The sequence below is a fragment of the Shewanella sp. ECSMB14102 genome (assembly GCF_000813075.1).
GTDB lineage: Bacteria > Pseudomonadota > Gammaproteobacteria > Enterobacterales > Shewanellaceae > Shewanella > Shewanella indica.
Genome location: NZ_JWGX01000068.1, coordinates 1 through 21,533, shown reverse-complemented (window position 1 = coordinate 21,533; position 21,533 = coordinate 1). Strand labels below are relative to the sequence as shown.

General features: G+C 51.3%; 17 protein-coding genes, 4 tRNA genes and 1 pseudogene. 7 read left to right on the top strand and 15 right to left on the bottom strand.

Annotated elements, in window-relative coordinates; translation table 11 throughout:
- Window positions 1-191: 191 nt before the first annotated feature.
- From RC73_RS18540 to RC73_RS18525, 4 genes are all read right to left on the bottom strand, one after another.
- A tRNA-Thr gene (locus RC73_RS18540) sits at window positions 192-267 on the bottom strand.
- A gap of 9 nt (window positions 268-276) precedes the next feature.
- Window positions 277-350 (bottom strand) — tRNA-Gly (locus tag RC73_RS18535).
- 35 nt (window positions 351-385) lie between these two features.
- Window positions 386-470: transfer RNA gene (locus tag RC73_RS18530), tRNA-Tyr, on the bottom strand.
- 8 nt (window positions 471-478) lie between these two features.
- Window positions 479-554, bottom strand: a tRNA-Thr gene (locus RC73_RS18525).
- A gap of 234 nt (window positions 555-788) precedes the next feature.
- On the opposite strand from RC73_RS18525, the gene coaA reads away from it, so the two are divergent.
- Window positions 789-1,736, top strand: a complete 948-nt coding sequence (gene coaA / locus RC73_RS18520; protein ID WP_039036033.1) for a type I pantothenate kinase — start codon at window positions 789-791, stop codon at window positions 1,734-1,736.
- On the opposite strand, the gene birA is transcribed toward coaA, so the two are convergent.
- The 6 genes and pseudogenes from birA to RC73_RS18495 form a co-directional block, all read right to left on the bottom strand.
- The gene (birA, locus tag RC73_RS18515) at window positions 1,737-2,696 is read right to left on the bottom strand and encodes a bifunctional biotin--[acetyl-CoA-carboxylase] ligase/biotin operon repressor BirA (RefSeq protein WP_039036032.1); all 960 of its coding nucleotides are present in this window, start codon (window positions 2,694-2,696) and stop codon (window positions 1,737-1,739) included.
- Window positions 2,693-3,724 carry a UDP-N-acetylmuramate dehydrogenase gene (gene murB, locus RC73_RS18510; protein WP_039036031.1) on the bottom strand — a complete coding sequence of 344 codons (1,032 nt, stop codon included), beginning with the start codon at window positions 3,722-3,724 and terminating at the stop codon, window positions 2,693-2,695. The genes birA and murB overlap by 4 nt, the downstream gene beginning before the upstream one ends.
- A 300-nt stretch (window positions 3,725-4,024) precedes the next feature.
- Entirely contained in the window at window positions 4,025-5,398 is a 1,374-nt protein-coding gene (locus tag RC73_RS18505; RefSeq protein ID WP_405130431.1) for a M16 family metallopeptidase, read from the bottom strand.
- A 56-nt stretch (window positions 5,399-5,454) separates the two neighbouring features.
- The gene (locus RC73_RS18500; protein WP_039036029.1) at window positions 5,455-6,783 is read right to left on the bottom strand and encodes a M16 family metallopeptidase; all 1,329 of its coding nucleotides are present in this window, start codon (window positions 6,781-6,783) and stop codon (window positions 5,455-5,457) included.
- 170 nt (window positions 6,784-6,953) lie between these two features.
- A pseudogene (locus RC73_RS21520) lies at window positions 6,954-7,239 on the bottom strand (M20/M25/M40 family metallo-hydrolase); the annotation flags it as partial.
- Window positions 7,240-7,392: 153 nt separating this feature from the next.
- A complete protein-coding gene (locus tag RC73_RS18495; protein WP_052248289.1) occupies window positions 7,393-7,746 on the bottom strand; it encodes a hypothetical protein in 354 nt (117 codons plus the stop codon).
- Between the two features lie 333 nt (window positions 7,747-8,079).
- Here RC73_RS18495 and RC73_RS18490 point away from each other — a divergent pair, with 333 nt between their 5' ends.
- A complete protein-coding gene (locus RC73_RS18490) occupies window positions 8,080-10,182 on the top strand; it encodes a putative bifunctional diguanylate cyclase/phosphodiesterase (protein ID WP_039036028.1) in 2,103 nt (700 codons plus the stop codon).
- A 178-nt stretch (window positions 10,183-10,360) separates the two neighbouring features.
- On the opposite strand, the gene RC73_RS18485 is transcribed toward RC73_RS18490, so the two are convergent.
- Together RC73_RS18485 and RC73_RS18480 are read right to left on the bottom strand one after the other, a co-directional pair.
- On the bottom strand, window positions 10,361-10,951 hold the full coding sequence (locus RC73_RS18485) for a tRNA-uridine aminocarboxypropyltransferase (RefSeq protein WP_039036027.1): 591 nt from the start codon (window positions 10,949-10,951) through the stop codon (window positions 10,361-10,363).
- A gap of 452 nt (window positions 10,952-11,403) precedes the next feature.
- Window positions 11,404-12,252 (bottom strand): PfkB family carbohydrate kinase, encoded by an 849-nt coding sequence (locus tag RC73_RS18480; RefSeq protein WP_039036026.1) that lies wholly within the window; start codon window positions 12,250-12,252, stop codon window positions 11,404-11,406.
- Window positions 12,253-12,594: 342 nt separating this feature from the next.
- Here RC73_RS18480 and RC73_RS18475 point away from each other — a divergent pair, with 342 nt between their 5' ends.
- Window positions 12,595-13,761 (top strand): MFS transporter, encoded by a 1,167-nt coding sequence (locus RC73_RS18475; RefSeq protein ID WP_039036025.1) that lies wholly within the window; start codon window positions 12,595-12,597, stop codon window positions 13,759-13,761.
- A gap of 75 nt (window positions 13,762-13,836) precedes the next feature.
- Here RC73_RS18475 and RC73_RS18470 read toward each other — a convergent pair whose 3' ends face one another.
- On the bottom strand, window positions 13,837-14,745 hold the full coding sequence (locus RC73_RS18470; protein WP_052248291.1) for a patatin-like phospholipase family protein: 909 nt from the start codon (window positions 14,743-14,745) through the stop codon (window positions 13,837-13,839).
- Between the two features lie 333 nt (window positions 14,746-15,078).
- Between RC73_RS18470 and RC73_RS20835 the strand changes: the two genes are divergently transcribed.
- Together RC73_RS20835 and RC73_RS21515 are read left to right on the top strand one after the other, a co-directional pair.
- Window positions 15,079-15,252 carry a hypothetical protein gene (locus RC73_RS20835; protein WP_157822972.1) on the top strand — a complete coding sequence of 58 codons (174 nt, stop codon included), beginning with the start codon at window positions 15,079-15,081 and terminating at the stop codon, window positions 15,250-15,252.
- 169 nt (window positions 15,253-15,421) lie between these two features.
- Complete coding sequence (locus RC73_RS21515) at window positions 15,422-15,742, top strand: excalibur calcium-binding domain-containing protein (protein WP_052248288.1); 321 nt, start codon at window positions 15,422-15,424, stop codon at window positions 15,740-15,742.
- Between the two features lie 253 nt (window positions 15,743-15,995).
- Here RC73_RS21515 and RC73_RS18460 read toward each other — a convergent pair whose 3' ends face one another.
- Entirely contained in the window at window positions 15,996-16,913 is a 918-nt protein-coding gene (locus RC73_RS18460) for a LysR family transcriptional regulator (protein WP_039036024.1), read from the bottom strand.
- A 178-nt stretch (window positions 16,914-17,091) separates the two neighbouring features.
- Here RC73_RS18460 and RC73_RS18455 point away from each other — a divergent pair, with 178 nt between their 5' ends.
- Both RC73_RS18455 and RC73_RS18450 read left to right on the top strand, forming a co-directional pair.
- Window positions 17,092-19,068 (top strand): ligand-gated channel protein, encoded by a 1,977-nt coding sequence (locus RC73_RS18455; protein ID WP_039036023.1) that lies wholly within the window; start codon window positions 17,092-17,094, stop codon window positions 19,066-19,068.
- A gap of 174 nt (window positions 19,069-19,242) precedes the next feature.
- On the top strand, window positions 19,243-20,769 hold the full coding sequence (locus RC73_RS18450; RefSeq protein ID WP_039036022.1) for a tetratricopeptide repeat protein: 1,527 nt from the start codon (window positions 19,243-19,245) through the stop codon (window positions 20,767-20,769).
- Between the two features lie 96 nt (window positions 20,770-20,865).
- Here RC73_RS18450 and RC73_RS18445 read toward each other — a convergent pair whose 3' ends face one another.
- Window positions 20,866-21,210 carry a hypothetical protein gene (locus RC73_RS18445; protein WP_200888005.1) on the bottom strand — a complete coding sequence of 115 codons (345 nt, stop codon included), beginning with the start codon at window positions 21,208-21,210 and terminating at the stop codon, window positions 20,866-20,868.
- Window positions 21,211-21,533: the final 323 nt, after the last annotated feature.

The following is a 21,533-nucleotide window of genomic DNA, read 5'->3' as shown; positions in this document are numbered from 1 at the left end:
TTTTACCATGGTCAACGTGACCAATGGTGCCCACGTTAACGTGGGGCTTACTACGTTCAAATTTAGCTTTAGACATGGTATTGCCTCAATCTAAGATTTTCTGGTGGTGAAACCATATATAGTGAAAAAGTCCGATGCAAATGAATGTCATCGAACAGATTATAAAGGTAAAAGTAGAATTTAAGAGAGGCTGGTGCTGATAGGCAGATTCGAACTGCCGACCTCATCCTTACCAAGGATGCGCTCTACCACCTGAGCCATATCAGCATGCAAATTTGGAGCGGGCAGCGGGAATCGAACCCGCGTTATCAGCTTGGAAGGCTGGAGTAATACCATTATACGATGCCCGCGCAACCTACTTAAGGCTACCTACTTACCTTGAAAATGGTGGAGGGAGAAGGATTCGAACCTTCGAAGGCGGAGCCGTCAGATTTACAGTCTGATCCCTTTGGCCACTCGGGAACCCCTCCGATAAAATTGGTGCCGGCACCAAGAGTCGAACTCGGGACCTACTGATTACAAGTCAGTTGCTCTACCAACTGAGCTATGCCGGCACTTCATTTCGGTAGCGGATATTAGGTAAATGTTGGGGCGAGTGCAATAGGAAATTGGTTTTTTTTTCGCAAAAAACCCCTGAGTGGCGTTTTTTTACCCTGACAATGCGTAGCGATTAGACTTCCCCTTAGCCCTCTGTACACGGGATAAACAATTCGGTCCGGCATAGGGATTTTTTATTGTTCATGAATAATTCATGGTGTACTGTGCCTTGCCTGAGCAGAGGAAATCAGATGACAACAGCCAACTCAATTCAACAGGCATTGTATATGCCTTTTCACCGCCAGCAATGGGCCGAACTTCGTGAGTCTGTGCCTTTGACCTTGAGCGAAACCGAATTGAAGAAGCTGCGAGGGATTAACGAAAAGGTTTCCCTCACAGAAGTCACCGACATCTATCTGCCCCTCAGCCGTCTGCTTAATTTGATTGTTGGCGCCAAGCAGCAAAGAGGTTTGGTGTTAAATGAATTTTTGGGGCAAACTCCGGCCAAGAGCCCATATATTATCAGTATTGCCGGCAGTGTCGCCGTAGGGAAAAGCACCACAGCTCGTATATTGCAGGCACTGTTGAGCCATTGGCCCGAACATCCCAAGGTCGATCTGATCACCACTGATGGGTTTCTCTACCCCTTGGCAGAGCTGAAACAAAAAGGATTATTACAGCGTAAGGGATTTCCGGAAAGCTATGACATGAAACTCTTGGTGGAGTTTATCGCCGCCATCAAGTCAGGCGCCGAATTGGTCGAGGCTCCGCTATATTCCCACATCAGTTACGACAGGCTTCCCGAAGTGCAACAGGTCAGACAGCCAGATATTTTGATCTTGGAAGGCTTGAATGTACTGCAGACAGAGCTGGATTCTCCTGTGAGTATCAAGCGGCCTTTTGTCTCTGATTTCGTAGACTTCTCTATCTATGTAGATGCCGATGAATCACTGCTGAAACATTGGTATATAGATAGGTTCCTGCAGTTCCGGCATACGGCGTTTGCCAATGAGCGCTCCTATTTTCACCACTACGCCAAGCTGAGCGATGCCGAAGCTGAACATATAGCCGCCAATATCTGGGACACCATCAACGGCCCGAACCTGAATCTGAATATTGAGCCCACCCGCGAGCGGGCACATCTTATTCTGAAAAAGGGTCAGGACCACTTGATGGATCAAGTGCTGCTGCGAAAATAATCAAGCGCCGCGTAAACTGATTTCCCCACCAACAAAATGCTGTGTGCCTGTATCTGTCTGCAGGATAACACCGCCTTGCTCATCCACTCCAAGGTAGTGGCCGTTAATCTGTTGCTCACCCAGTAGCAGTTTGACCTGTTGACCGGCAAAGATATCGGCACTCTGCCACCTGCTGCTGAATGCTGCCAATCCTTGAGTTTCAAACAGCTTGAGATCTTTCAATAACTGTTGGTGAAGCTTGATAGCCAACTCAGTCTTGTTCGGCATAGATTCAAGCCCACTGAGATCGCTCCAGGGTTGATCCAGTTGTTCACCCAGTTCAGCAGGCATAGCCATATTCAAGCCTATCCCGATCACCAGATCGCATTCACTGTCGGCAGTCCCGGTCATTTCAATCAGTACACCGGCAAGTTTACGCCCATCGAGATAGATATCGTTGGGCCACTTCACTCCCAAACCGGCAATACCGAAAGACTCCAACACACTAACCAGTGAACAGGCAACCACCAGACTTAAGCCCATCGCCTGGGAAAGACCTTGAGAGAACTGCCAGTACATAGAGAAATAGAGGTGACTGCCGTAGGGCGACAACCACTGGCGTCCTCTACGTCCTCGTCCAGCCGATTGATACTCGGCAATACAGAGATCGCCATTACTCAATTCATCGACATGGTTGAGCAGAAAGGTGTTGGTACCAGCCAACTCATCAAAGTAAAAACAGCGGTTATCTATAGCGGAGAGTAAGCGCGGCTTGTCGATAAGATGCAAACTTCTCGCTAACTTATAACCTTTACCTTTCACGCTGAAGATATCGATCCCAAAGGCGGTCAAGGCACTGATATGTTTGCTGACAGCCATACGGCTGATACCCAGTTGCTCGGCCAGCCTTTCACCGGAGACAAACTCACCCTGCTGCAACAGCTGTAATATTTCCCGCTTGCGCTTCCACTGTTCGGTCATCGCCAGAGACTCCTCTCTCCTGTTGCCGCAAAAATTCGCGGCTCGGGTAGTAATTCAACACCGAAAAGCGCTTGCACTTGCCGGATAATTTCCCGCGCCAAATTGGCCACATCTTCACCGCTGGCGCCGCCTTTATTCACTAGAACCAAGGCTTGCTTATCATGAACTGCGGCTGCTCCCATCTGGAAACCTTTCAAACCTGCCTTATCGATAAGCCAGCCTGCGGCCAGCTTAATCGTTCCATCTTGCTGAGCATAACCCACCAGATCAGGAAAGCGTTCGGCCAACTTAAGATAGTCGGCAGCAGCAACCACAGGATTCTTGAAAAAGCTACCGGCATTGCCAAGCACTACAGGATCCGGCAGTTTTTCCTGACGAACCTGACATACCTGCTCAAAAATCATAGGCGCGGTCACCTCTGTCTCTTCAGCAAGTGACTGCAACGGCCCATAACTCAGTTTGGGCTGCCAATCTTTAGGCAGTTTCAAACCGACAGAGGTGATCACAGCCCTGCCCTTGAGCTCATTTTTGAAAATTGACTCTCGATAGCCAAAATCACAATCAGCGGCCTCGAGGCGAGTTAGCGCACCGGTTTGCAGATCCAGATACTCAACCCAGTCACATACCTGGCACAGTTCAACCCCATAGGCACCTATGTTTTGAATAGGCGCTGCGCCAACCGTGCCCGGGATCAGAGCCATATTCTCAAGTCCCGGCATCCCCAGCTTAAGCGTTTCACAAACCAAATCGTGCCAGTTTTCACCGGCGGCAACCTTTAAATAGAAATGTGTTTGGTCCTCACTGACCTCGATTCCCTTGGTAGCGATTTGAATCACTGTCCCTTGATAATCCTCAAGCAATAATAGATTACTGCCGCCACCGAGGATCAGCATTGGGACATCATCATCCTTGTGCTGCATACAAGCCCGGACAAGCTCAACGGTAGAGCTCACTCTGATGAGTTCCCGGCAATAACAATTGATTCCAAAAGTGTTCAAGGATTTAAGGGAGTGGACTAGGGCTGGCATCTAAAGCTTTCACTGCAAATAAAAGCAGCATTGTAACGGGATTAACCGACTATTTCAGCCTTCAGCGGTTAAACATACTCAAACAAGTCAATCGTCTACCCAATAGGACTGATATCGCACTTTAGCGTTCAACAGGAAATTCATTAGGGGGACTATGATGTAGCGACCATAGTGGTAAAAAGCTTCCGGTATTATGGCAGGCAATTGCAGATTAGCTTTACCGGGAATGTGTCTGAATCACTATGCTCCAAGCAAGACAGTCAAACAACAAGAGAGCGTTGTTTGACTGCCATGAAAGGGTTAACCCCCGAAACCGACATCCTTGATATCGACCCGGGTCACTTCGCCATACTTGGCTGCTATCGGGGCTATCTTGTCACCGCTGCCAATCAGCACCATCTGCAACTTATCCTTGGGGAAGTAGTTGTCGACCAACTGCTTGGTCTGCGCCAGAGTCAGTCCATCCACCCGTTGCTGGAATTGATTGATATAGGACTCATCAAAACCGTACAGGTACATGTCTGACAGCAGACCTGCCAACTGGCCACTGGTTTCAAACTTGGGTGGGAACTGGCCTTTGACGTAGGCCTTGGCCGAATCCAGAGTCTGCTGATCTATCCCTTTCTGCCACAGGCGACTGTAGGTCTTGAGTGCCAAGTCAATGGCTTCCTCTGTCGTAGCCGACTTGGTGAAAGTACTGATCATAAACACCCCTGAGTCACGATAGGGGACGAAACCCGAGCGCGCGCCATAGGTTAAACCGGCATTCACCCTCAGCTCATCATTGAGCCAGGAGGTAAAACGGCCACCGAGTATGGTGTTGACCACAGTCAGGCCCACATAATCAGGGTTATCCTGAGTCACACCCAGGCCACCTATGGTGAAGGTGGTCTCTATCGCGTCCGACTTATCCACCAGCAAGACTCGGCTGGCAGACAGAGTCGGCAGCCCCTGCTTGAGGTCGACGGCACGCAGCGATTCGCTGTTGCTCCATTGACCGAATGCCGCCTGCAGCTTGGCCTTCATCTGCGCCGGGTCGAAATCACCCACCACGCTGATAGCGGTATTGGCCGGTTGATAGTAGCCCTTGTGGAAGGCTCTCAACTGGTTGACCGTCAACTGGGACACAGACTCACTGGTTCCCGAACTGGCATTGCCATAAGGATGCTGACCGAAGACCAACTTGTTGAAGTAGCGCCCAATCACGGACTTGGGACTCTCTTTCTCCTGCGCCAGCTCGGCGACTCTGCGACTCTTGAGTTTATCAAACTCGCTGGTCTCAAAGTCGGGACGGGTCAGCACATCGGCAAACAATCCCAGCATGGTATCGACATCTTTGGCCATAAAATCGGCACTGAGGTAACTGCCCTCACGGCCGGCATCAGCATTCAGACTGGCACCGAGAAAGTCCACCTCCTGCTCTATGCTGGCCTTGGTGCGACCGGCGGCGCCGAGCAACAAGCCCTGAGCCGTCACCGCTGCCACACCGGCTGTGGTGTCATTGACGCTGCCGACTTTCACCACGGCGTTCAGGGTGATCAGCGGCACCTCTTTCTGCGGCATCAGCATCAGCGTCAGGCCGTTATCCAGAGTGACTCTTTCATATGTTGGCAGTACAAAGTGGCCGGTATCCTGGCTCACTTTCACCTGGGTAGACTGACAACCTGAAACCATCAAGGCTGCGGCAATGGCCACAGCGCCCAGAGAGGCCTTGAGAGAAAAAACCTTGCTCATTGATCCGCCTCCTCTTGTGCAGCCAGTACCCCCACAGTGCGGTTGGCACGGCGCAGGTATGTTTCTGCCACCCTTTGAATGTCGGCCACTGTGACCTGGTTATAGGCATCCGGCGCCTGGAACAGCTTGTCGAAACTACCGAAATAAAGTTCGTAGGTGCCCAGGGTATTGGCCTTGCCATTGATGGTTTCCATACTGCGATAGAAATCCATCAACTTGATATTTTTTGCTTTTTCCAACTCTTCAACCTTAATGCCGTCACGGGCAATACGGTTGACCTCTTCGATCAATGCCTGCTCCAGAGTGGTGGCGCTGACACCTGGGGCCGCCACCCCAAGGATGTACAACAGGTTGGGGTCAAAAGACATAGGCATATAAGTCTCGGCGGCAATCGCCAACTGCTTGTCCACCAAAGCCTTGTAGAGGCGCGAGCTGTTGCCTTCACTCAGAATCGAGGTCAGCAGATCCAGCGCGTAATAGTCTTTATTGGTGGTGGCCGGTACGTGGTAGGCCAGCATGATATTGGGCGTGCTGACAGACTCTTTCTTGACGAAGACCCGTCGTTCCCCTTTTTGCAGCGGCTCGACTGTCTTCACCGCCTTGGGTGGCTCTTGCGCCGGGATAGGGCCAAAGTAACGCTGGGCCAGACGCTTGACCTCGGCCAGCTTAACGTCACCGGCAATCACCACAACCGCATTGTTGGGGGCATAGTAGGTCTTGTGATACTGCACCAGATCTTCCAAGGTCCAGGCCGCAATATCAGATTCATGGCCAATCACTGACCAGCTATAGGGATGCGCCCTGAAGGCCACACCTTTTACCTCTTCCTGCAGGGTTCGCCAGTTGGAGTTTTCCAGCCCCGTGGTACGCTCGGAGGCAACTACGCCGCGCTCACTCTCTACCATCTCGGCATTGATATCCAGCGCCGCAATCCGATCGGCTTCCAGATCAAAAATGGTTTCCAGAGCATTGGAAGGGAACCAGTCGGTATAAACGGTCACGTTTTCAGTAGTGTAGGCGTTGTTGGCGCCACCGGCCGCTTCCATGGTGCGGTCAAACATCTTGGGGCCGTATTTCTTGGAGCCATTGAACATCATATGCTCGAAGAAGTGGGAGATCCCTGTGATCCCGGGCACCTCGTTGCGTGAGCCCACCTTCCAAAACAGATACATGTTGGCATTGGGAATGGATGAGTCTTCCAATACCATGATTTTCATGCCGTTATTCAGGGTAAAACTCTGAATATCTTCGGCCGTGGTCGCCTGTGTTGTCGCCGCCCCAAGAAGGCTGGCTGACATCAGCAGGGCGGTCAGCGTACGCTTCATTGGGTCGCTCCTTGGCTGATTGCTGATTTTAAAAGATCCAATATCAGGTAAAAAAGCACTGCAAATCAAGTAACAAGTGATACGGAATTGTCAGATTTTGTAAGCAAAATGCTTTATCCCGTACGGTTTATTTGCCGCTTAAGCTGGCGAGGCCAGTGTGGCCAACGCCTCTACCCCGTCTTGAACGCTGCTTCATCAGCATAGAAATAGGGGGAGTGATTGCTGGCCGCCGTTGCCGGGTCAGCCCCCTCAGGAGTTACCCCAAGAAAGAAGAACCCCCCCCGGGGTTTCTTGCGCGTAGAAAGCAAAGTCCTCAGCCCCTGTGATAAGCCCGGGTTCAACCAGCCTCCCCTTGCCCGCCACTTGCTCCAGCAAAGGCCTGACTTCGGTCACCAATTCAGGACTGTTCACCGACACAGGATAATCCTGGGCTATCTCCGTTTTCGCTTCAGTGCCGTTGGCTTACGCTATCATTTTGGCGGTCTTGCTCAGTGTTGTTTAATATTGGCCCGACCCGGCTAGAGGTTTTGATAGTAAATTGAGCGTCAGCCACTATTGAAAGTCTAATTAAACAACAAGCTAACTTGGAGGCTGAAGTACAGATCCAGCTTAAGGCTCTATTTTCTTCTGTTTCAGCTTCTTCATCTTGGGCTCGTCGATTTTACGCTCTTTGGCCGCAGCCTCTTTGGCTTGCTGCAGGTATTTCTGTTCCCGCTGCGCCCTCTCATCAAACTGTTTACTGGCTTTTAACCTTTGCTCCTCCTGCCAATCTCCGGATTGCTGGCGTTTGAGCACTTTCTGTTCCCGCTCGGCGGTTTCCTTGGCGGCGGCTCTGGCCTTTTCCAGCTGTTCCTGCTCCAGACGCCGGGCATCTTCACTGGCCTGTTCACCCAGCTGAGTCAAATCAGCCGCACTCACGCTAAAGGCCAGCAGCCAGCTCAATAACAGTATTAATCTCGCCATCATTCGCTCCTGCTTAAAGAGAACAAAAATCCATCTTCCAAGGACTATCACACATTTTTTCACCAGTTTGACCGATAATGAAGGTTTTTAGCAACAAAACGAAATTTTGATTGAGCCAAAGAGTAGATCTGTTTAGTTTTAAAACTAACGGATTGAAATGCTGTTCCACATAACCGGTTACCCAGCCAATAAGCGATAGGGTGCAAGACAAGTCACCACATAGTCGGGAGTAATGGCTTCCTTCCTGTAGGTCGAAGAGCCGAATATGCGGAGTAGTGTAACCATAACAAAGGGAAGTGGTTCTCAACGGAGAACGACAAGGGAGTATCCTGGATGATCCGATGGACACAACTGTTACAGAGCCTGGTGGCCGACACAAAACTCGGGCCCCAGTTGCAACTCTGGCGCAGCGAGCCTCACTCGACACCTCTGGCCTTATTCATGGGGTGTAAAATTTTTGCCGCCAATCAGGCAGCATTGGATTACTTCGCCTGTGTTCACCAGGAAATTCTCGATGCCACTCTCTATGACTTTGCTCCCAGACTGCAATTAGGCGGTCAGAGCAGCATAGAGTTGGCAAAAAAACTCATGCAAGCCGCAGCGGCCAGCTCTCAAGTACAGGAGTGGTTACACCTCAATCGCCACGGTAAAGAGCTGCCAACCCGCCTCTACCTGGAACCAGTCAGAATAGACAGTAATAAGATGATCTTGGTGCGGTTCGAAGCCTTGGATCGTCGCCTCAGTCCCAGAGGTGAAGCTCAGGATGTATTCGGCCTGCTGCCCCGCAGTGTATTGGCCGGTATTCTCGAAGAAAGTGCCGAAGCCGTTGTCATCAGTGATACCTCGGGCAAAATCCTTGCGGTCAATCGGGCCCTCTGTCGTCTTTGCGGCTTTAGTCAGGCGCAGTTAATAGGTCAGCAGTTGCAGATCCTCGAAACCGCAAACGATCCCAAGCAGAGAGAATGCCGTGCTGCGCTGGCACAGCGGGACTTCTGGCAGGGAGAGGTCAGCCATACCCGGGCCGATGGCAGTCACTTCCCCGCCTGGCAGAGCAGTCGCAGATTGCAGACTGAATCCGGTTGTTATCTGGTCACCATCTTCAGCGATATCAGCGAACGTAAACAGCTGGAATCACGCCTGACAGAACAAGCCATGTTTGACATGCTGACAGGGCTTCCCAATCGCCGTCATATGAAGCGCAAGCTGCGCCAGGTTCTCAGTGCCAGTCTAGAGGCCATCAACCAAGGAAAGCCAACCACTGGAGCCTTGATGTTTCTCGACCTCAACGGCTTTAAACATGTCAACGACAGTTTCGGTCATTCCATGGGGGACAGAATACTGCAACTGGTCGCCGCCAGGCTGGAAGCCGGCTGTATAGAGAGAGCCGATATCGCCCGTATGGGCGGCGATGAATTTACTCTGGTGTTGCAAGATTGCCGCGACAGGGAAGATATCTACCGTTTTGCACAACAGATATTGGCTCTATTCGAGACGCCGTTTGAGTTGGAAGGACAAAAGTTTTACCTGGGTACCAGTATAGGTATCAGTCTTTTTGGCAACCGAGAAATAGACCCTTCCGAACTGCTGAGCCAAGCCGACACCGCCATGTACAGTGCCAAACGCAGCGCCAGTCATATCAATTTCTATGACAGCTCTATGAGTGAAGCCGCCGAACATAAACTTAAACTGCTCGGCGATCTGCGTCACGCCTTGGGGCTGGGACAACTGAGCCTGTTTTATCAACCCATAGTCAGGCTCAAAGATAACCATATGGCCGGTGCCGAAGCGCTGCTGCGCTGGCACAAGAGTCCTCATGAACTGCTGGAAGCGGCCGATTTCGTACCCTTGCTTGAAGAAACCGGTCTAATAGTCACTGTTGGCAACTGGGTCGTAGAGCAAGCCTGCCGACAACTGGCAGTTTGGCGGCAACAGGACAACGACTTTATTATTTCAGTCAATGTATCACCGCTGCAACTGGAGCACCTGGACTTTTACCAACAAGTAAAATCGACGCTGCAACATCATCAGCTTCCCGCAGAAGCCTTGATTTTGGAGATCACCGAATCGGCATTGCTGGGTCACCCACGTCAGGCCAAAAAAACGCTCAAACAGCTCAGGGCACTGGGCGTCAAAATTGTCCTTGATGATTTCGGTACCGGACTATCATCATTGAGTCGTTTGGGCAATCTGCCACTGGATGGACTAAAAATTGCCGGTGAATTTGCCGAGCAATTGGAACATCAGAAAGGCAAACGTTTGTGTCAGGCCATAGTGCAGCTGTCACAGGCGCTTGAACTCAAATTTGTTGCTGAAGGAATAGAAACCGAATATCAAAATGATATGGTACGACAGATGGGGGATGGACTGGCCCAGGGGTTCTTTTTCGGTTACCCCTTGCATCCGGAACAGTTTACCTTGGCGCATTTTGATCTATAAGAGCTCAATACCAAAGAGGGTGAACAGGACTGTCGGCAACAGAGTTACTCCGCTACCACTCCCCTGCAAAAGCGGTAAGCCGACAGTCCCACTCCATCATCAGAGATGATGCAGGCTCATTAAAACCGGATTCACTTATAAATGTCGTGATCCACACGGAATTTTCGCGACCGCTTACTCAATACCGCTCCCGCACTTTGGCCGGCATCCGCCGTAACCTCTGCTCCACCAGCTCAGCCAGTAATACATGCATAGGCGCCACATCCAGCCCAGGCTCCAACTGAGAAAGGGCCACAGCTGCAGCCTCAAGTGTCGATAAGCTATCACTGCGATTAGCCTTGCGGATGCGATACGCTGTCGGTGCCATCAGTGGTAAATACCTTTGGGGCAACGCCTGTAACCAAGGATTAAGCCGATACATTTTCAAGGTTTTGCGCCAGGTGCCGTCCAGCAGGATAAGCCTTACAGCTTCTGATGAGTCATCTGTCTGCAACAGCTGACTGTTCTCTGAGGGATAGAGCAAGAAAGTCGGCATGTTATCTCTTGCCAGTTCGGCTCTCAACTCGGCAAAATCCGCCTCGGTTTCTCCCACTATCACCCGGACGTCCGGCACGGCCAACTGCAACAAACGCACACTATTTTTTGCATGCTCGACCTCTGAAGGATGTTGCAGCACCAGTAACTGGCTACTAGGGTATATAGCAGACACTGCAGCACAAACACAGGCCGTTTCTGGGTACCCACATTGTTCACAGTAACAGCGCGACATACCTAATAACTTTCCTTAATCAGCACTTGCTCTCTTCAACGCCATCTTGCCATTTATCGTCAGGCTAATAGTCGATCATCTGCCAAGACGGCAACTCAGTAATACCAATATTAACACATGCCCCAGGTTAAATTCGGCTCTGAGTCCAATGCCAAAATGAAACGGTTAATGAGAGTTCCCTGTATGACAACAATGCTTTATAAATAGAACAACTCTGTCCTCATCGCCTTTGCTTCCAGTTATGACTAACAGCTCTTGTCGAAAGTCCGACCTCAAAAACAATGGTAAAAGATATAAAAAAGCCCCGCTCAAAGAGCAGGGCAAGCCAGTTAGCATATAAATAAGAAGGGAGAAACCCGCAGAGCCCTTGAGCTCTAACCAAAGATCGCCAGCAAGATTAAGCCCACTTGATGACAGCGGCATGACACTGATGCGGGATTTTTATGACAAGCTCAATCCTGCTGTGCTTGCAGGTACTGACGCAAGGCATCTCCCGGAATCGAGGTTTCAGAGGCAACCGCCAAAGCCGCCCACTGAGCGGCTTCCTTCATGGCCTGTTCCACTGCCATTCCCGATACCAAGCCATGGATAAGCCCGGCGGCAAAGGCATCACCGGCACCCGTGGTATCCACCACTGTCGCCGGCACAGCCGCTATCAGCGTCTCACCATTCTCCTGGTATAACACTGCGCCCTGCTCGCCTTGAGTCACAATAAAGTATTTAAGTGCATCACCGGCTATCTGACGCCCAAACTGCCAGGGGCTAAGCTCACTGCGCCCTTGCATATCGGTTACCGAAGATAGCAATACATGGCAGGGTCTTGGCCTGTCATCTTTGGCCAATTGTGCCACCACCAGAGTGTGTTCCAGCGCGGTTCGCGCCCAACTGACCGCTCCTTCGGCAGAGGAGTTGATATATAGCGCATCCCACTGCGACCACTTGGGCGGCGCCGGCAATTCAAATATCGGCCGCTGCGGCCGAATAATGGTGCGCTCGCCATCCGGGGTCATCACCAACAACATTTCACAGGTATTGCCTGCTCGCCGCTGCACCCTGCGACAATCCAGCCCTTGGGTACTGGCTTCGGCCAGCAACCAATCGCCCATCTCATCCCGTCCAACCTGGCTGACCAGAGCCACATTATGGCCGGCCCACTCCAGTCCTATGCCTGTGTTGGCACCACCGCCCCCCAAGCGTTGGCCACCATCCTGATAATGGAATCGACCTCCGGTGCGCAGGGGTTTATCCAGCAATAAGATTCGGTCACAGTTAAGATTGGCAACGAGCAAAATATTGGCCATAGAAATAGTCCACAGAAACGAATGACCCATCTTACCCCAGGGCAAACACTAAATGCAGCGCAGCCAACAACAAAGGCCCTAAGAGGTGATATTGCCAAACGGCTAAAAACACCGTTTAACTCAGCAAAAACTGCCGTTTAAGCAAGTTTTTATTTACATTTATTCAAAGTTAAAACAGACTATTAACCATCCAGACTTTGGTGAAATTTTCTTTCCAAGACAACAAAATAAACTCACTTTACCCAAGCGCTACAGACTCCTATATTCGCGGAAAATTTCACCATTAAGACCTTTTTAAACTGATCTTCGTTTAAAAGGTCATTTTTCTATTTGGAGTCTGAGTTGTCTCAACCTCATGCCACCGCTCACAACAACAGTGCCTGGGTACCTGTTGCGGGTTTGACCTTGTTTGCTCTGGCTTCCGGCTATCATATGAGTCTGCTGCCGCTGGCATTGGACGGTTTTGGCTTAGCGACAGATCTGGCGGCTTGGCTGGCGAGTATTTTCTATTTCGGCCTGTTGCTCGGGGCAACTTGTATTTCACCTGTAGTGGCACGCCTGGGACACAGAGGCGCCTTCATCCTATTTCTATTACTGCTGGCGGCGACAGTGGCTGGCATGCCCTTGGTGGTTAATGGTCAGTTTTGGCTGGCGGCGCGCTTTATTGCCGGGATTGCCGTGGCCGGCATCTTCGTAGTGGTGGAGTCCTGGTTGTTGATAGCCGACACAGCCAAGCAAAGAGCCAAGCGTTTGGGCTTCTACACAGGCTCACTCTATGGTGGGAACGCCCTGGGACAACTGGGTGTGGGACAATTGGGTGTTGATGGTGCCATGCCGCATATTTTGGTGGCGATAGTACTGGTGTTGGCCGTATTGCCGCCACTGCTGGCCAAGCGCTGCCAGCCACAAAAAATACAGCATCAGAAGATTAGCTTCAAAGAAGTCAGGCATGTGAGTCGCCCTGCCATCATGGGCTGTCTGGTTGCAGGTTTGGTATTGGGCCCCATCTATGGCTTGATGCCTGTATTTCTCAGCGAGCAAACAGGTGACCACCAGCTGACGGGCAAACTGATGGCCATAGTGATCCTGGGAGCCATGTTGGTGCAACCCCTGGTCAGTTGGTTGTCTCCAAGATTCAGCAAGACTCTCTTGATGGCGTTTTTCTGTTTGTTGGGCGCCGCCGGGGTTATGGGTATTTTGCTGAGTCACAGCACTTTGGTGATGGGCTTCAACCTGTTGCTGCTGGGGGCTGCCGCCTTCGCCCTTTACCCTATCGCTATTACGCTGGCCTGTGACAGCCTCGATAGCAGCAAGATAGTGGCGGCAACCGAACTTATGCTGCTCAGTTACTCTGTGGGCTCGGTTATCGGGCCTCTGGTGGCCAATGGCTTCCAGCAACAACAGGGTCTGCTCATGTATCTGGGCTTGTGTCTGACCACAACCTGCATCTATATGCTGATATCCAGTGTACGGCCAACCCGCGGCCGGATGCCGGCACTGCGCCCATGATCCCAATCCCCGAAGTTAGTGTCAGCCATTCAGGCTGACACTAACTTGGCATGCCCCTCAGAACTTCTGAGTCATTTACGCTCTATGGACGCCGCTTGGCTTGTCATCATAACAACAGAACTCCAGCACAGCAGGCAGCACCTCACGGCCATCGGCCAACCCTAAATGATACACAGCCTCTACCTTGTTGATGTCGCGCTCCAGCCTCGACAAGTCCAGTGCCATGTTAGGCTGGATCACCATAGCACTCCCTGCTGCCACCGCCTGTTGTAATTGCTGTTGTGCCTGGTTATACACCTGATGACGCCTCAACAAAGCCTCGGCAACCTTGGGATAACGCCGATAAGCTTTTTGTGCCAACCATTTGAATTTAAAGGCTGACTTACTGTAATCTGCAGCCTGAGTCAGGATAACCAGTTGTTTTTGATAGCCGTCGGCTCTGGCTTGCTCTAGCGGGATAGGAGCCGCGATGCCACCATCAAGATAAGGCACGCCATTAATGGCAACGGGTTTGGAGATAAAAGGCAGACTGCTGGAGGCGATCAGTATCTGCAACAGCTGCTCGTGGCTGTCAAAGTCACTCATACCAAAGAAGTCGGTTTCACCGGAAAGGCAGTTGAAGGCGCCTATTTTGAATTCGGCTCCCGAAGACAGGAAAGTCTCAAAATCGAACGGCAACAACTCATGAGCCATGCGTCTGTAGGTGAAGTCAGTGTTGACGTAATTGCCCGTCTTCAACAGATGTCTCATGCCCATGTAGCGTTTATCTTCAAGATAACGCTGCTGAATTAACAGATTACGCCCCTTCTGCCTGGACAGATACGAAGCCGGGTAGATGGCGCCAGCGGAAACACCCACCTGATAATCAAACATAACTCCGGCTTCCAGAAAAGCATCCAGCACCCCGGCGGTATAAATGGCGCGCAAGCCACCGCCCTCCAGCACCAAAGCCGTGCCTTGCTGTTGCCTAAACGCTATCACCATGATGATTTCCCCCAATACAGCCAATAGCGCAGCATAGCCAAGCATGACCCACAGGGAAAGCCACTCTTACAAAACCTGTACTTTAGCAGTAAGAGAATTGCCCTGAACTACTTAAGCTTATACTGATTTTTCATTAAGAAATCCGCCAAAAAAATTCTAGTTGATGATCAGTTTATCCTTGGTAAACCTTGGTGGCACCGGGTTTGGCTATATTTGGACAAATCACAACATTGCGGATATCAGGCGAACCGGCATTATCAGGCAACTGATTAAAAAGTAATTTATCTACCGTGGCAGGAAGCCATGCTGTATTGGCGGACAGGAGTTAAAAGAATGGATGCTAACAATCAAGGGGAAATCTGCTTACTACCGCAGTTGGCCAACAAGCACAAACTCAAACTCTATCGCTGTTGCCTGGAAGAATTTCGACAGTTGGGCTACTGGGACAAATATGTGCAGCAAGTGCAAGACGAAGTTAACAGGCTCCAGGCCTTGGCGGAAGAGTAAACTGCACAGCACCAGGCAATAGGGTGACACTGTTCAAATTTAAGTTAAAACATTCCCCGGAACAAGCTGCAATAGCAACGTAAAATTTCACCTTGGGTGATTTAGCCACTCAAAGACGCAAAGCCAACTTCAATTTGGCCAAGGATGCCGAAATTCTTAAGGGAAAAAGATGAAACGCTTTGTTTTTTATTTTATTTTTGGTTATGCCTGTTATCTGAGTTGGGTAAAGCTCAGTGGTAATGAACCTCAGCAGCTGACCAAAATTCACCAAGACACCCTAAGCAACAGTATCCGCGAAGCGGCTCAAACCTCGCCGCGCTATGCCAGTAAGCCTGTGGAGATGGACACAGGTTTCCACTGCGATGGGCGCCGATATTGCAGCCAGATGACCTCCAGGGCCGAAGCCGAATACTTCAACCGTTACTGCCCCAACACCAAAATGGACGGCGACAATGATGGCCGTCCCTGTGAAAACGACAGCCGCTGGTGAGTCACGCTATTTCTCAAGCAGCGACTATAGCTCACTCACGACCAGACAACTGCCAACAGTTGCGGCCATGCTTCTTGCCTTGATAGAGCGCTTTATCGGCCAAGGCTATCATGCTGGAAAGCTCATCGTCACATCAAAATCCAGTCCAGGTCTGAGCATCAACACTTAAGTGACAAGCACAACTTGGTATTACTGATACAAAAAGTTTCATCTGTGAGCGGATTTGGTGACCAAACACACGATATCTCAAGGTTTAAAAATCTGGCCGAGGTCCATGTGCGGTGAAACATGCGCCCAGGGTCGCTATCGCCTCACGAATTTTAGGAGCTTGCCCCTCACGCCCAGCGGTCAAGGCATAGACGCTGTACCGCGGCAGTTGCCAGTCAGGCAACAAAGTTAACAGTAAACCCTGCTGCAAAAACTGCCGCACTTCAGGCTCCGGCAAGGCCGCATAACCCAAACCATCCAGGGTAAAACGGATCAGACTCTGCATATTGTTGACGGCCAGGCGCCCTGGCGCCAGAGACAGCTGCTCACCACTGACGGTATGACTCAACATACTGTCTTGCACCATACTCCCCTTATGACACAGACGCTCCCAGTCCTGCAGTTCACCAGGATAGCTTGGCATTGAGTTCCCTCGCCGACGCAGAAAGTCCGGTGCCACGCACAAGAGCATCTGCCAATCGGCCAGATGATGCGCCACCAGCGCCGAATCGGCCAAAGGTCCGATACAAATGGCCAGATCTATGCCACTCCCCACCAGATCCACTGCCTCATCCTGCAGCTGCAACGACAATTGAATGCCGGGATGCGCTTCCAACAGACGCCTTAGCGGCTCACTGAGAAGCCCTCCACCAAAGCCCACAGGGGCGGCTATCCGCAACTCACCGGCCGGACCGTCCTTCAAACGACTCAGCTGTAGCTCTGTCTCATCGGCAAGAGCAATCATCTGCACGCAGCTCTGGTAAAAGAGTTTGCCAGCCTCGGTAGGCGTCAACGCCCTGGTGCTGCGGTTAAGTAGCCCAAGCCCAAGCTGCTGCTCCAGCTTGAATATCTGCTGGCTAACGGCAGATGTACTCATGCATAACTGCCTGGCGGCGGCATTCATGGTGCCCTTCTCAACTGTAGTGGCAAATACCAGCATCGCCTTGACCATCTGCCTATTCATCTTTCAGCCCCATTAAAACAGCAAAAACTCTCAGTTTCGGCAGTCGCTATAAAGCAATCCTTAACTGTGTTTTCAGAAAAATGCGCTTGAGAGGATTGTATCATCGGCGTAAATTCTCGCCATTGAAAATCATTCTCATTTACATAGTTTGCATTTATCATTCAGGAGTCCAAAACCTATGCCTTTATGTCGAATCAGCCCACTGGCTAGCGCCATTGCCGCACTCTTACTCATACCTGCGGCTCAGGCCGATGAAGCGCCCCAAGACATGGAAGTCATAGTGGTCACAGCCTCCGGCTACGAGCAACAACTCAAGGATGCTCCCGCCTCTATCAGCGTGCTTACCCGAGAACAGCTGGATAGCCGTTTCTATCGCGATATTACCGATGCCATGCTGGATGTTCCCGGCGTCGTGGTTACCGGCGGCAGCGATCGCCGTGACATTAGCCTGAGGGGCATGGGAAGCCAATACACACTGATCCTGGTGGATGGCATGCGCCAGTCATCCCGGGAGACTCGTACCAACAGCGATGGCCCGGGAGTCGAAGGCGCCTGGACACCGCCATTGTCGGCAATAGACAGAATCGAAGTAGTACGCGGCCCTATGTCATCCCTGTATGGTTCTGATGCCATAGGCGGGGTGATCAATATCATCACCCGCAAGGTTCCGGAAAACTGGCAAGGCGAACTCAGGTTGGACAGCACAGTTCAGGAACGCAGCGAATCCGGCAATATCTATCAGGGTAACTTCTTTGTCAGCGGGGCCCTGATCCCGGACTGGCTGGGTCTACAACTCTATGGACAATACACCAAGCGAGAAGAAGACCAGATCACCGGCGGTTACCGCGGCCGAGATGCCAACAATCTCAGCGCCCGTTTCTCGCTGACTCCGAGTGACGACCACGACATCATTTTGGAGGTCAGCAGTGCCACTCAGGAATTGGACAGCACTCTTGGCAAAACAGTCGCCCCCCTCGCTCCCGGCAAACCTTGTGGCCGTTTTGGCTGCCCGGCGTCCTCCACCACAGAATATGAAAGCCGCAAGTATTCCTTGGCACACACGGGCCGCTGGGAAATAGGTACGAGTAACACCTGGGTCAAATATGAAGAGTTTGAAAACAAAAGCCGGGCAATGACCATCAAAAACACTGATGCCCAGACCAGTCTGATCACCGGCTTTGGAGATAGTCATACCACCACCTTTGGAGCTGCCTTCAATTACCAGGATCTCAGTGATAAAACAGGTAATCAGGTAAGTGACCGTAGCGACATCAGCAGACGCCAATGGTCGGTATTTGCCGAAAACGAATGGCGCATGAGCGACACCTTTGCCCTGACGGCCGGTTTACGCATGGATGATGACGAAAACTTTGGCGAGCACTTCAGCCCCCGTGTCTATGGAGTCTGGAACCTGACTGACAGCACAACGCTCAAAGGTGGTGTTTCCACCGGCTTCAGGGCGCCAAGCCTGAGACAAACAGTGCCGGATTGGGGCCAGGTCAGCCGCGGTGGCAATATGTACGGTAACCCGGATCTAAAACCCGAGACCTCAATCAACTACGAGCTGGGGCTACACACCGGCTTCGGCGATAATATCACCACGGCCATGACAGTCTTCTATAACGAGTTTGAAGACAAAATTACCCGAGTACCCTGCCCCGAGAGTCAGTGTACCGATGGTCCGAACCGGTTTGGCTCGGATCCCACCACTTATGTGAATGTGGATGAGGCGGTAACCCAAGGGTTCGAGTTGGATTTCAGCTATGACATCAATGATGACATCCAACTTTCGGCCAACTACACCTACACAGACTCAGAGCAAAAAACGGGTCGCTATCAGGGCAGCCCCCTGAATAAACTGCCCAAGCACTTGCTGCAAACCTCCCTTAACTGGCAAATCAACGACAGTTGGGGCAGTTGGGCCAGGGTGCACTACCGAGGTGAAGAAAGCCAGCCCACTACGGGCCCCTCTTCATCAACTCTGGTAGCCCCCTCTTACACACTGCTGGATATAGGTGCCAACCTGCAACTGATGGAAAACCTCAAACTCAGCGCCGGTATCTATAATCTACTGGACAAAGAGATTACCCAGGAAGAATACGGCTATATCGAAGACGGCCGTCGCTATTGGATGGGAATGACCTGGAGTTTCTAACGAAAGAAATCTTATGCCGTTTTTATAAGCCGGAACAGTTCTGGGATAGACTGGCGCCATTCAACTCTCTCACTCCAAAGACCGCGCGCTGCCGCGGTCTTTTATTAGCTGTTGCAAAAACATCATGACAGCGTTTACTGTGTCCACGCCAACTTCCCAAGGTTAAGGAAAACAATGAAACTGATACTGATTATTATCGCGTTTGTGGCCTTCTTTATTGCCCTGAAAAAGTGGCAACGAGCCCAGGCGGTAAAAAGTGGCGACCCGGATGCCATGGCCAATGAAGGCTTGAGACTGATTGGCAGAAATAGCGTCGATGAAGGCATAGCGCTGCTGGAACAGGCCGCCAATAAAGATCATCCCGCCGCCGCCCAAATGCTCTATGAGTTCTATACCCGTCCCGAGCTGGAGATGGTCCCCAATGATGCCGACAAGGCGATGCACTGGGCCGCTAAGGCCTCGTCATTGGACAATGAATTTGCCAAGCTCCATGACCTGATGCTGGAGCTGAACCAACACCCTGCTTTTGGTGACAATATTCAGCTGCTGGAGCAAAACTTACTCCCCAGAGCCGAAGCCGGTGATATTGAGAGCCAAAGCCAACTGGGACGGGTCTATGCCCGTAACCCGATACTCGATAAAGATGGCAGCAAGGCGATAAAATGGCTCGAGTTGGCCGCTGCCAAAGATGATCCCGAGGCCTGCTTTCATCTGGGAAAATTACTGCAGGAACCCAGACAAGGTGAAGCCGATATGCAGCAAGCGAGATTCTGGCTCACCAAGGGGCACCAGCTCGGTGAAACTGCCAGCGGCGGTCATCTGGCGGAAATGATGTTGCAAGGCCAAGGTGGCCCGGTGGATAAACGCCAGGCCGAACGACTCTTGATTGAGCAGGCAAAAGACAGCAGTTACTCGCAACTGACATTAGGACAGCGCTACCTGAGCGGTGACCAATTACCCCAAGATCTGCACAAGGCCAGAGAGTGGTTGGAAAAGGCCGCAGCCGACGAAGAAAACAGCGTGGCTGCCACTATTTGGGCCGGCTTCCTACTCGAACACTCCCACGACAGTCAGGATCATCTGCGTGCCAAGGCAATACTTGAACCCCTGGCGCAAGCCTGGGATCTGGGTGCCCACTTTCAGCTCGGCAAACTCTATCAACAAGGGCTGGGCATCAATCGCCAACTGCCGCTGGCACTGATGCATTTCGAGTTTGCCGCCATGGCTGAAGAAGCCGAGTATATCGCCGCCAAAGAGACTCTGGCAGCACGTCTGAGCCAATCGGAAAAGCAGCAAGCCCAAGCTCTCAAACAGGAATATTTGACCCTGCACCCCATAGACAGCCTGGCCCAGGCCAGATTGGACCTACTCAAGGGCCAAGCTCTACTGTATGCGGATGAGCAAGAATACAAGGAGCTGCAACAAGCGCTGCACTGGCTGGAAAAGGCCGCCTTCGGCGGAGAAACTCTAGCCTATGAAGAGCTGTATGAAACCTGCCTCAAGCTGGATAAACGGGTAGATGCCGCCGTATGGCTGTATCTGGAACTGGCAGAACATAACCAGTTTGGTTTTCAGGGGAATCTAGTGCTGCAGCAACAGGAACTGCTGCAAAGCTTTACCGAGGCCGAAACTGCCTGGTATGAGCAGCGTCTCGAAGAGATTCAGGCGCAACTGCCGCAAAACAACCCCGCGGCCGCTTAAAGCCTGTTTATATGTTAAACCTTGAAGATACAGACCCAGGCCAAGGCTTGGGTCTGTTGTTTCTGAGAAGATTGGCAAAATCGCTAACCCAAAGGTTCAACCTTTATTCTTGATGGTCCAGTAGGCGGCGTTAACACCATCTTCACGAAATTCAATATCCACCGGGTACTCACGCTCACAACCTTCTACTATCCAGCGTTCATGCCAGTAGCGCTCACCGACTTCGCCTTTGGGCATCGCCAGCACAAAGGCAAAAAACTGCTCCGGCACCTCGCAGCCGCGGCGAGCCACTTCGGCAGCCACTCCCGGCATAGCATCCTTAAGCAGGGTTTCATTAGCTAAAGTGCCTTGCTGAACTATCTCCTCAGAGAAGTATTCCCCTCCGGCAGCAGCTACCGGCAGTGACACCAGCAAGCCACACAAGATCCCAATCCATTTCATCTGCTTTCCTCCCTGATAGTTTCAGTATCAATATTAGCCCGCCATCCCGCCACAGGCTCAACCAGCCTAGTAGAAGATGGGTCTGCTTTAGGTCGCCGGAGTGTGAACAAAGCTATAGTTTGATACAAAACAATACCTTAACCTGGAAATTGTGCAAACTTTAAGCTAAACCCTAAATCAGCTAACGAGAACTATCGGTCAATGCCGAAAACTTTAAAAACTGCTTCTATTTATATGGTGGTACTTAGGAGCGCCCATTTTCTAAATAAATGACAGGCCCGAATTCAGATAATAAGTGCACCACTCATGGTTAAACGGTGAGG